At 47.1% G+C, this 11,039-nt stretch carries 10 protein-coding genes; 7 read left to right on the top strand and 3 right to left on the bottom strand.

Annotated elements, in window-relative coordinates:
* The coding region (locus tag Q0369_RS05175) for a polymer-forming cytoskeletal protein (protein ID WP_298096907.1) at window positions 1-410 on the bottom strand (410 nt) is incomplete at its 3' end.
* A complete protein-coding gene (locus Q0369_RS05170) occupies window positions 362-1,282 on the bottom strand; it encodes a M23 family metallopeptidase (RefSeq protein ID WP_306528386.1) in 921 nt (306 codons plus the stop codon). The genes Q0369_RS05170 and Q0369_RS05175, both read right to left, overlap by 49 nt.
* Before the next feature lie 165 nt (window positions 1,283-1,447).
* Here Q0369_RS05170 and Q0369_RS05165 point away from each other — a divergent pair, with 165 nt between their 5' ends.
* On the top strand, window positions 1,448-1,891 hold the full coding sequence (locus Q0369_RS05165; RefSeq protein WP_298096904.1) for a DNA starvation/stationary phase protection protein: 444 nt from the start codon (window positions 1,448-1,450) through the stop codon (window positions 1,889-1,891).
* Between the two features lie 546 nt (window positions 1,892-2,437).
* Here Q0369_RS05165 and Q0369_RS05160 read toward each other — a convergent pair.
* A complete protein-coding gene (locus Q0369_RS05160) occupies window positions 2,438-2,794 on the bottom strand; it encodes a histidine triad nucleotide-binding protein (protein ID WP_298096901.1) in 357 nt (118 codons plus the stop codon).
* Between the two features lie 128 nt (window positions 2,795-2,922).
* On the opposite strand from Q0369_RS05160, the gene pheS reads away from it, so the two are divergent.
* From pheS to Q0369_RS05130, 6 genes are all read left to right on the top strand, one after another.
* On the top strand, window positions 2,923-3,918 hold the full coding sequence (gene pheS / locus Q0369_RS05155; protein ID WP_298096898.1) for a phenylalanine--tRNA ligase subunit alpha: 996 nt from the start codon (window positions 2,923-2,925) through the stop codon (window positions 3,916-3,918).
* Window positions 3,915-6,245, top strand: a complete 2,331-nt coding sequence (gene pheT, locus Q0369_RS05150; protein ID WP_298096895.1) for a phenylalanine--tRNA ligase subunit beta — start codon at window positions 3,915-3,917, stop codon at window positions 6,243-6,245. The genes pheS and pheT overlap by 4 nt, the downstream gene beginning before the upstream one ends.
* Window positions 6,242-7,516: a 3-phosphoshikimate 1-carboxyvinyltransferase gene (gene aroA / locus Q0369_RS05145; RefSeq protein WP_298096892.1), complete on the top strand. Its 1,275-nt coding sequence runs from the start codon at window positions 6,242-6,244 to the stop codon at window positions 7,514-7,516. The genes pheT and aroA overlap by 4 nt, the downstream gene beginning before the upstream one ends.
* Window positions 7,506-8,342, top strand: coding sequence for a 4-hydroxy-3-methylbut-2-enyl diphosphate reductase (locus Q0369_RS05140; protein ID WP_298096889.1), 837 nt, complete (start codon window positions 7,506-7,508; stop codon window positions 8,340-8,342). Before aroA ends, Q0369_RS05140 begins: the two co-directional genes overlap by 11 nt.
* Window positions 8,343-8,454: 112 nt before the next feature.
* Window positions 8,455-10,122, top strand: a complete 1,668-nt coding sequence (locus tag Q0369_RS05135; RefSeq protein WP_298096887.1) for a 30S ribosomal protein S1 — start codon at window positions 8,455-8,457, stop codon at window positions 10,120-10,122.
* 54 nt (window positions 10,123-10,176) lie between these two features.
* On the top strand, window positions 10,177-11,039 hold an 863-nt coding region (locus tag Q0369_RS05130; RefSeq protein ID WP_298096883.1), incomplete at its 3' end, for an NAD(P)-dependent oxidoreductase.

Genomic DNA, 11,039 nt, shown 5'->3' with positions numbered 1-11,039 from the left:
CCTAGAGCTTTGTCGATGAGCTTGACGTCTTCGCTTGCGCTGCCGTCGATGACTAGGGCTTGATCGCTACCGCTTACCGCGCTTTTTCCATTAAATTTTGCGCCGACTTCGATGCCGAAGCTTTGTGATAGCACGTCGCCTACGAGCACACCGCCGCCTAGCAGCTCGACGAGCTCAGCTTCGATATTGCCGAAAAATTTGCCGCTGATTACGATATGCTTGGCCCTGATCGAGCCGCGCGCGGTACCGTTTTTACCGATGACGACGGTGTTATCGGATATCACGTCGCCTTCGACATTGCCATCGATATGCAAAATGCACGACAGGTGCAGCTCTCCTTTGATGAGCGTGCCTGACGAGATTATTGTTGTTTGAGCGGTGTTTGCATCGCCTTTATTAAAGATTGCCATGGGACATCTTCCTCCTTAGTAAAAATTTCTTTGTAATTTTTTTCGTTCCAGTTGATGAAATTTAGCGGATCTAACGGCAGCTGCAAAAACCTAATCTCGTAGTGCAGATGAGGTCCGGTGCTAAGTCCGGTGTTGCCGCTAAAAGCGATAAGATCGCCTTTGTTTACAAACTCGCCTACTTTGCGAGTTAAATTTGAATCCAAATGCGCATATCGCGTCGTAAAGCCGTAGTTGTGGCGAATCTCGACTAGATTGCCGTAGCCCGTAGCGCCCGCGCCGCTGTATTGGATGATACCGTCTGCAGGCGCGTAGATAGGCGTTTTAGGCGGCGTACGTAGATCAACGCCCGGGTGAAACTGCTTGCGCTTTAAGATAGGATGGTTGCGCCAGCCGAATTTCTCGCTGAGCTGATGAGTGCGCATGACCCTGCCGTTTGGGATCTGCATAAAAATTTCTTTTATCAGCGCGTCGGAGAATTTTTCGTTGATGATCTTTTGCGCGCGCTCTTTAATCTCTTGTTCGGAAGTGGGCTTGATGTGAGATAAGCGGTCGATCGCGCGCTCATCCTCCTCAGGATCGAGCCCAAACTGATGCTCCAAATCCGAAATTTTACCCTCGATGGCTTCAAATTCCATCTGACTTGCTGCGATACCATCGCGAAGTTTTTGATTTAGCTCGTTAAGCTCGGTTTTGGTTCGCGAAAGGCTGTCGATTTTAGAGCCCAGATACCTGATATATAGCGCACCCGTGACGAAAACGGTAAAAACAAATAGTACCAAATATAACGCGATCTTTTTGATGATTTGCGAAAGCAAAAAATTCCTAGAGCCGTTAAGGTCGGTTATAGTTATCATAAATTTGTTTTTCATAATGCGGCATTATAATGCAGCATAGCTGAAATTTCAAAAAAATTGTAGATAAATTTAAAAGCCATATAATTTTAAAATTTCACTAAAAGATAAAATTTATTACTTAGTATAATTATAATTTAAGAAAATCTTGCTATAATTACAGCAATTTTAAATAAAGGAGACACAATGTCAAAAACAGTAAAACAACTAAACAAACTTCAGGCGGACGCTCATGCGTTCTTTGTTGCATTCCACGATTATCACTGGAATGTTAAGGGCTTACAATTCGCGCAGGTTCACGCTTACACCGAGAAAGCATACGACGAGATGGGCGAGCTTTTCGACGATATGGCTGAGCGCGCGCTTCAAATAGGTGGCAAGGCCGTAACTAAGGCTAAGGATCTAATTGAGCTTTCAAAAGACGCTCCGATTAGCGTAAAAGACAGCTATAGCATATCTGAGGTACTTGAGGATGTTAAAAAAGCCTACGAGTATTTGGTAAAAGAATTTAAAAAGCTTCAAGAGATTGCTGAGGAGGAGGGCGACGATACGACTTCAAATATTGCGCAGGATCACTACGGCGATTATGAAAAACGCCTATGGATGCTAAGCTCAATGCTAAGCAAATAATCCTTGCAAATCCTTTCAAAATTTTTAGGGGCGCATGCCCCTAAAATCTATTAAAGTTAATATTGAAATTTCAAGAAATTTTAAAATTCTAAGATTATAATTTCACGCTAAAATTTTAAATTCTGCTTGAAAACTAAAGCCGAATCGCTCATTCAAAGCAAAATTCATGTAGGTTTTAAATTCCATATCGTTGAAATCTAACTCATTCGCCATTAAAATCATAACTCTTTTTATAAAGCTCGGTTTCATTTAAAATTTTGCCGCGTCGTTAAAATTTCTTGTCGATTTCAAATTTGAAATTCTAAGAGCTAAGGCTTTGCAGCTCAAGAATGGTATTTGCTAAGAGAGATCGTCTGTGATAAATTTTGTATTTCTTTTTAGCGTCTGATGATAAATTTTAGCTTGTAGTTTTACTATTTTGATTATTTTTAAAACTTCGGTGTTTATAAATGAAGCGGAATTTTAAAAATTTCAAAGAATTTCGCAAATTCCGTAAAATTTTACAATTTCACGGAATTTTAGTTTTTATAGAATTAAGCTCTAGTCTTAAAAATTCTCTTCGGTATTGCGGTCGCTGACACGGTCCCACGGTAGTTTTATTCCGCCTAGGATATGAAAGTGCAGATGCATCACCTCCTGCCCCCCGTTTTCACCGCAGTTGCAAACAAGACGGTATCCGCTCTTATCAAGCCCCATTTTGCGAGTTACTTCTTGGATAAAAGCGCTCATCTTCGCCATCACTTCAGGAGGCGTTACTTGGAAGTTTTCGTAGCATTTTTTAGGGATCGCCAGGATGTGGATCGGTGCTTTTGGGTTGATGTCGTGGAAGGCCAAAAATTCATCGTTTTCCAGCACTTTGTTGCACGGGATTTCGCCGTTTACGATCTTTTCGAAGATGTTCATTTTAGATCCTTTTATGAGGTTGAAATTTAGCTGCGATTATAGCCAAAAAATCCAAACACGCAAATTTACCTAGCTTTTATCAAATTTTAACTACAATCGCGCCATTAATTTAACCACAAGGATAGAATTTGCAAGAGATTAAAGCAAAAATCGACGCCGCATCGAGCCTAAGCGAGCTGGAAGCCGTGCGCTTGGAGCTTTTCGGCAAAAAAGGCATCATAACGGCGCTTTTTTCCGAGCTCAAATCCGCAGCGCCCGAGCAGAAAAAAGAGCTTGCCGTAAGCGCGAATGAAAAACGCGATTATTTCAGCGAGCTCATCGCCGCAAAAAGGGCGAGCCTGGAAGCAGCAGAGCAAAAAGAGGCGATGAAAAATGAAGCAATCGACGTCACGCTTTTTAACGAAAATGTAAGCTGCGGCGCGCTACATCCCGTGATGGAGACGATGGATAAGATCATAGACTACTTCATCGCGCAAAATTTCAGCGTCGAAAGCGGCCCGCTCATCGAGGACGACTTCCACAATTTCGAGGCGCTAAATTTACCCAAATACCACCCCGCGCGCGATATGCAAGATACGTTTTATCTTGGCGACGGGCGGCTGCTACGCACGCACACCAGTGGCGTTCAGATCCGCACGATGGAGAAATTTAAAGCTCCGCCGGTGCGTATGATCGCCCCGGGCGCGGTATTTCGCCGCGATATGGATCTAACCCACACGCCGATGTTTCATCAAGTGGAGGGTCTCGTAGTCGAGCAGGGAGACCGCGTGAGCTTCGCAAATTTAAAATACGTTTTAGAGGAATTTTTGCGCTATATGTTTGGAGACGTAAAGGTGCGCTTCCGCCCGAGCTTCTTTCCGTTTACGGAGCCTAGCACCGAGGTCGATATCAGCTGTATTTTCTGCCACGGCGAGGGATGCCGCGTCTGTAAGCAGACGGGCTGGCTCGAGGTGTTAGGCAGCGGCGTGGTCGATCCTAACGTCTTTAAAGCGGTAGGCTGGAAAAACGTCAGCGGATACGCATTCGGGCTCGGCGTGGAGAGATTTGCGATGCTGCTACATGGTATCCCCGATCTGCGCTCGCTATTTGAAGGCGATATTAGATTATTGGAGCAGTTTAAATGATAATAACGAGAAATTGGTTGCAGGAGTGGATCGACATAAGCGAAATTTCAAGCGAAAAGCTGCTTTCTACGCTAAATTCTATCGGTCTTGAGGTTGACGCTCACGATAAAATTTCACTTCCTAAAGGCGTCGTCGTAGGACTCGTAAAAAGTAAGCGTCGTCACGAGAATTCCGATCATCTAAATGTCTGCGAGGTTGATGTCGGTAAGCAGAGCCTGCAGATCGTCTGCGGCGCGAAAAATGTTGAGGCAGGGCAATACGTCGCGGTTAGCCTGATCGGCGCCGTGCTGCCTAGCGGTCTTGAGATAAAGCCTGCCAAACTTCGCGGCGTGGAGAGCTTTGGCATGATCTGTTCGGCAACCGAGCTTGGGCTTGCCAAGACGAATGACGGCATTATGGTGCTTGATAGCAGCATCGGCGAGCTTGTGCTCGGCAAGGAGCTGCGCGAGTATGAAATTTTTAATGATGATCTTATCGAGATCGAGCTTACCGCTAATCGCGGCGACTGCCTTAGCATCTTAGGCATAGCGCGCGATCTAAGCGCAGCGCTTGATCTGCCGCTAAAGGAAAAGCACGAGTTTGAAGATGCCGACGGAGCGCCTGGTATCGGTAGAATTTTAAGCGTGCGTGCAAGCGATGAGGTAAGCGCTAAATTTGCTTTTCGAGCTTATGAGATCAAAGGCGAGCTGAAGTTAAATTTAAAGCAGACCTTGCGCCTTGCAAGCGTTGGTATTTTGCAAAGCTGCGCGGTGCAAAATTTCATCAACTACGCTACTCACTCTACCGGAGTATTGCTGCGCGCTTATGATTTTGAAAAGATCGCTTCCGCAGATGGCAAAGTAGCGCTTGACATAAAGCCTATGCCAAACGGCGAGTTCGGCGTTTATGCGGGCAAGAGATTGCTTAGCGTAGCAGGAATTTGCCAAGACGCGGAGCTAAAGGCGTGTTGCAGTAGCAAAGTGGTGCTATTAGAGGCAAACTACACCGCGCCACTAATTATCGCCAAAGCAGTAAACGAAAATAAAAGCCTAAAAGGCGACGAGCACGTGTATCGCTCAAGCAGAGGCAGCGAGCCAAAGCTTAGGCTGGGGCTAGATCTGCTATTTAGATTGCTACTTAAAAATAAAGCCGTGAGCCTATATGCGGGCACACAAAAGATTTCAAATGCTTTGGAGCCGCTTATCGTGGGTTTTAGCGAAAAAGAGATAAACTCAATGATCGGCGCGCAAATTCCGCGCGATAAGATCGTTAAAATTTTAAAAAGGCTGGGCTTTGATGTGGGCGTCGAAGCCGATCTAATCACCGCCAAGGTGCCGTCTTTCCGCCACGATATCGTAAATTCTCACGATGTGTGCGAGGAGATCGTGCGTATCGTGGGCATCGACAATATCGCTGCCGCGCCGCTAAGCTTCTACGAGAAAAACCGCCTAAACGATACCTACGTAAATTTGCAAAACGGGCGTAAGCTTCGCAGCAAGGCGGCAGCAGTAGGATTTTTCGAGTGCGTACATTATGTATTTGACGACGGCAAGGCGCTGCAAAGCTTAGGCTTTAAGCCGTGCAAGGTTAAAATTTTAAATCCGATCAACGGCGAGCTGGACGCGCTAAGACCGACGCTGATTAATCATCTGCTGGAATCTGCTGAGCGAAATTTAAAGAATTCTCGCAGAAGCGTCAAGCTTTTTGAGCTAGGAGAGGTCTTTGACGAAAGCGGCGCGCAGAGCCTAAGGCTGGGCTTTATCGCTAGCGGATTAAAGGCGGAGCCCTCTATCGCTGCCGGCGCAAAACCCGCTGCGGTGGATTTTTTGTATTTTGCAAATTTAATCCAAAGCGTCATCGGTAAATTTAATGTCAGGTTGCCTGGCGAAAATTTGAAATTTTTAAGCGAATTCGAGCAAGCTCAGATCGAGCAAGGCGGCGAGATAGTAGGCTTTATCGGGCGCGTGGATTACGCCGTAGAAGCAGGGCGCGATCTGGATAAAAGCTATCTGTGCGAGATCGATTTTTCCAAGCTTAAATTTGAAAATATCGTAGCGGACGTTTATTCGAAATTCCCTAGCGTATCGCGCGATCTAAGCATTTTGGTGCCCAGCGGAATGCGCTTCGAGCAGATCAAAGAGTGCATAGACGCCCTTAAAATCGAGGCGCTAAAGGAATTTATCCCGAGCGATCTTTACGGCGACGAAAGCCTGGGCGATTCAAAGAGCCTGACGATCAGGCTTGTATTTCAAGACCTTCAAAAAACGCTCTGCGACGAGGAAGTGGCTGGCTTTACCGATAAAATTTTATCCGCTCTTAGTAGCGAGCTAGGGCTTGGGCTGCGATGAGAATTTTTGCGCAAGCGGGCCCTTTGCGAGCGGAGATTTCAAACATCGCCGCAGATAAATCGATCTCGCACCGCGCGGCGATCTTCTCGCTGCTAGCGGAGGGGACGAGTAAAATTTCAAACTATCTAGCCGCCGAGGATACGCTAAATACGCTAAAAATAGTGGAGCTTTTGGGCGCTTGCGTGCAGCGCGATGCGGGCGAAATTTTAATCACTCCGCCGGAGGCTATCAAAGAGCCTAATGTCCCGCTTGATTGCGGCAACTCGGGTACGGCGATGCGGCTATTTATGGGCTTTTTGGCGGGGCGCGAGGGCTTTTTCGTGCTATGCGGCGATCGCTATTTAAGCGAGCGTCCGATGAGGCGCGTTGCGGATCCGCTTTGCAAAGTAGGCGCTAAAATTTACGGACGAGCAAGCGGCGAAAAGGCGCCGATTGCGGTGCTAGGGCAGAAGCTCGGGTATTTTGAATACGCGAGTAAGATTGCGTCCGCGCAGGTTAAGACCGCTCTGATTTTAGCGGCCTTGCGCGGCAGCGGATGTAAATTTAGCGAGCCCGAGCTTAGCCGCGATCACAGCGAGCGGATGCTGAAAGCAATGGGCGCGCAAATTTCGCGAAACGGTCTTGCGATCGAAGTCGCGCCGCTTAGCTCGCCGCTTAAACCGCTTGAAATTTTTATCCCAAATGATCCAAGCTCGGCGTTTTTCTTTGCCGTAGCCGCAGCGATAATCCCAGGCTCGCGCATCGTGCTAAAAAATATGCTGCTAAACAAAACCCGCATAGAGGCGTATGAAATTTTAAAACGCATGGGCGCTGAAGTAAAATTTCACAAAACGAGCGAAATTTACGAGCAGATCGGCGATATAGAGGTCGCTTACGCGCCGCTTCACGCCGTGGAGGTGAGCGAAAATATCTCGTGGCTGATAGACGAAGCGCCTGCGCTTGCGATCGCCTTTGCCTGCGCGCAGGGAAGTAGCGTGCTTAGAAATGCCGCCGAGCTACGCGTAAAGGAGTGCGACCGCATAAAGGTAACCTGCGAAGGGCTTCGCGCCTGCGGTATCAAGGCGCGCGAGCTGCAGGACGGCTGGCAGATCGAAGGCGGCGAGGCGAACGCAGCGATCATCACGCCGTGCGGTGACCATCGTATCGCGATGAGTTTTGCGATTTTAGGCTTAAGATCTGGGATGATCATCGAAGATAGCGATTGTATCGCGACGTCGTTTCCGAATTTCGCCGCAATTTTAAGACAGATCGGGGCCGGCGTTGAAGATTGAGATGGCCAAAAGCTACGGCTTTTGCTTCGGCGTCAAGCGCGCGATCAAGATCGCAGAAAGCGCCGGCGAGGCCGCTACGATCGGTGAACTGATACATAACGCCGAAGAGATTAACCGTTTAAAGCAAAATTTCGGCGTCAAAACCCTAGAGGGCGTTGGCGAGATCAAGGGCGAGCAAAAGCTCATCATCCGCACCCACGGCATCCAAAAGGACGATCTGCAAAGATTAAAGGCGCAAAATAAGGAGCTCATCGACGCTACCTGCCCCTTCGTAACCAAGCCGCAGCAGATCGTAGAAAAGATGAGCGCGGAGGGCTACGACATCGTGATCTTCGGCGATAAAAACCATCCCGAGGTAAAGGGTGTGAAATCCTACGCAAAATCGCGCGTATTCGTGATCATGGATACGAAGGAGCTGCAAGACGTCAAGCTTGGACCTCGCGTCGCGCTCGTTTCGCAGACTACGAAAAAGATAGAAAGCTTTACTAAAATCGCGGATTTTTTGATGCAGCGCGCGAGGGAGCTGAGAATTTTTAATACGATTTGCAATGCGACGTTGGAAAATCAAGAGGCGGTAAAAAGCCTATCGCAAAAGGCTGACGTGATGATAATCGTAGGCGGAAAAAATTCCTCCAACACCAAACAGCTTTTTTTAATTTCGCAGAATTTTTGCAAAGACAGCTACCTCATAGAAAACGAAAGCGAGCTTGAACGCTCGTGGTTTGAAAACAAAAGCCTATGCGGCATCTCCGCAGGAGCCAGCACGCCTGATTGGATAATCAAAAAAGTAGTGGCGCGAATCGAAAATTTAACGCAGAATTTATAAGCCCTCTTATCAAATTTACTCTTAGAAATTTATCAAATCGAAAGCAAATTTTGGCTAGAATCGCGCATTTTAGTTCTTTTCAAAAAAGCACAAATAAATTTAAAGGAAGCATATGGCTGAGGTGAACGAGAAGGTTCAAAACCACGCAGAGGAAGATTTTGCGACATTGTTAGAGGAGTATGACGCCGGGAAGTCTCGCGACGAGGTCGTCACAGGTAAGGTTATCGCCCTTAAGGACGGCGAGGTTTTCATAGACGTAGGCAGGAAGTCGGAGGGCATTTTGGACGCCGCCGAGGTTAGCGACGAGCAAGGAAATCCGCAGGTTAATGTAGGAGATGACATCAAAGTCGCTATTATCGGAAGCAGAGGCGGTCGCCCGGTCGTATCGTATAAAAAGGCTCTAAAGAAGGAAAAAGTAAAGGCGTTCATCGACTCCTATGATGAAAACGCAGAAAATGTCTATGACGTTAAAATTCTATCGTTTAATAAGGGCGGTTTCGTTTGTGCTAATACAGACGACGTGGAATTTTTTATGCCGCGCTCGCAAAGTGCGCTTAAAAACCCAAACGGCGCTGTCGGTAAAAATTTCAAAGTAAAGATCATCAAAGTCGATAGAGATGAACAAAGCATCGTAGTATCGCGCAAGAAGCTACTTGATGAGGATCGCAAAGCAAACAAAGAGGCGATCGAGAAAGTAATCGCTACTGAGGGCATCATCGAAGGCGTTGTCAAAAAAATCACCACCTACGGTATGTTCGTAGACGTAGGCGGCGTGGACGGACTCGTGCACTACAGCGAAATTTCATACAAAGGCCCGGTAAATCCGAGCTCGCTCTACAAAGAGGGTGATAAGGTTCCGGTTAAAGTTATCAAATATGACAACGATAAAAAACATCTCTCTCTTTCGATAAAAGAGGCGATGCCCGATCCTTGGAACGAGATCAAAGATAGCCTGGAAGTAGGCGATACTATCCGCGTAAAAGTAAGTAATATCGAGCCTTATGGCGCGTTCGTCGATCTTGGCAACGACATCGAGGGCTTTTTGCATATCAGCGAAATTTCGTGGGATAAAAATATCAAAAATCCGAAAGATTTCATCAGCGAGGGCGAGGAGCTCGACGTAGAGGTCGTAGAGATCAACCCTAGCGAGCGCAGGCTGCGCGTGAGCCTTAAAAATTTACTCACTAAGCCTTTTGACGAGTTCGTTGCTAAGCATAAAGTGGGCGATGTGCTAAAAGGCAGCGTCACTACGATTACAAATTTTGGTGCGTTTGTGAGGATCGACGGCGTAGAGGGGCTTTTGCATAACGAGGACGCTTCGTGGGATCGCGGCGAGAAGTGCAAAAATTTATTCAAAGTGGGCGACGAGATCGAAGTTAAAATCATCAAGATCGACAAAGATACTCAAAAAATTTCTCTAAACCACAAAGAGCTCGGCGATAGCCCTATTAGCGATTATGCCAAGAGCCACAATCAAGGCGATGTCGTAAAAGGCAAGATCCGCGATATTAAAGAGTTTGGAATTTTTGTCGAGCTTGGAGGCGGTATTGATGCGCTTATTCGCAAGGAAGATCTTGGCAACGTAAGCGTAGATAGCCTAAAAGTAGGCGACGAGATCGAGGCTGCGATCGCTTTCATCGATGAGAAGAAAAACAGAATCCGCCTAAGCGTGCGCAGACTGGCTCATCAGAAGGAGCGCGAGGCGCTAAACGAGATCAATAGCAACGACGACGAGAAGCAAAGCCTAGGGGATCTGATCAAAGATCAACTAAATAAATAATTCCTCCCGCAAGGCATCCCCGCCTTGCGGACCTACTTCAAAAGGTTAAATTTAATGAAAACTATCATAGTCTGCGACGCAATCCACAAAATCGGTTTTGATCTGATTAAGCAAGAATCGGATGTTAGAGTAATCGACGCTACGAACGTGCCCAAGAGCGAGCTTTATGGAATTTTAGGTGATGCGGATGTTGCGATCACCAGAAGCTCTACGGCGGTGGATGAGAAATTCCTTGGCGCGGGCACCAAGCTAAAAGCGATCGTGCGTGCGGGTGTGGGTGTAGATAACTGCGATATCGACGGCTGCTCCAAGCGCGGCATTATTTTGATGAACGTACCGACCGCAAACACCATCGCCGCGGTCGAAATGACCATGTGCCATCTGCTGAATGCGGCGCGCAAATATGTAAATTCTTGCAACGATCTGAAAATTAATAGAATTTGGAAGCGCGAGAAATGGTACGGTACCGAGCTTTATAAAAAGAGCCTCGGCATCATCGGCTTTGGAAATATCGGTTCGCGCGTGGGGGTTCGCGCGCTTGCGTTTGGGATGAACGTCATCGCCTATGATCCCTATATCGAGCCTGAGAAGGCCACGAAGCTCGGGGTAAAATATACGAAAAATTTCGACGAAATTTTATCTTGCGACTTCATCACGATCCATACGCCGAAAAATCAAGAGACGATAAATATGGTAGGCGAGCCGCAAATAGCGAAGATGAAAGACGGCGTGCGCCTAATAAACTGCGCTAGAGGCGGGTTGTATAATGAAAAAGCGCTCGCAAACAATCTACGCAGCGGCAAGATCGCGTATCTCGGCATCGACGTTTTCGACAAAGAGCCTGCGACCGATCACGAGCTTTTGGATATCGAAAATTTAAGCGCGACTCCGCATCTTGGCGCAAATACGCTCGAATC

Source organism: uncultured Campylobacter sp. (assembly GCF_938030685.1).
Taxonomy (GTDB): domain Bacteria; phylum Campylobacterota; class Campylobacteria; order Campylobacterales; family Campylobacteraceae; genus Campylobacter_B.
The sequence above is the reverse complement of the archived record's forward strand: the minus strand, read 5'-3'. Positions and strand labels throughout refer to the sequence as shown.

What these genes read in the sequence shown, in the direction of transcription:
- Q0369_RS05165 (WP_298096904.1), top strand. Translation starts at nt 1,448, where the DNA reads ATGTCAAAAACAGTAAAACAACTAAACAAACTTCAGGCGGACGCTCAT.
- Q0369_RS05160 (WP_298096901.1), bottom strand. Translation starts at nt 2,794, where the DNA reads ATGAACATCTTCGAAAAGATCGTAAACGGCGAAATCCCGTGCAACAAA.
- pheT (WP_298096895.1), top strand. Translation starts at nt 3,915, where the DNA reads ATGATAATAACGAGAAATTGGTTGCAGGAGTGGATCGACATAAGCGAA.
- aroA (WP_298096892.1), top strand. Translation starts at nt 6,242, where the DNA reads ATGAGAATTTTTGCGCAAGCGGGCCCTTTGCGAGCGGAGATTTCAAAC.
- Q0369_RS05135 (WP_298096887.1), top strand. Translation starts at nt 8,455, where the DNA reads ATGGCTGAGGTGAACGAGAAGGTTCAAAACCACGCAGAGGAAGATTTT.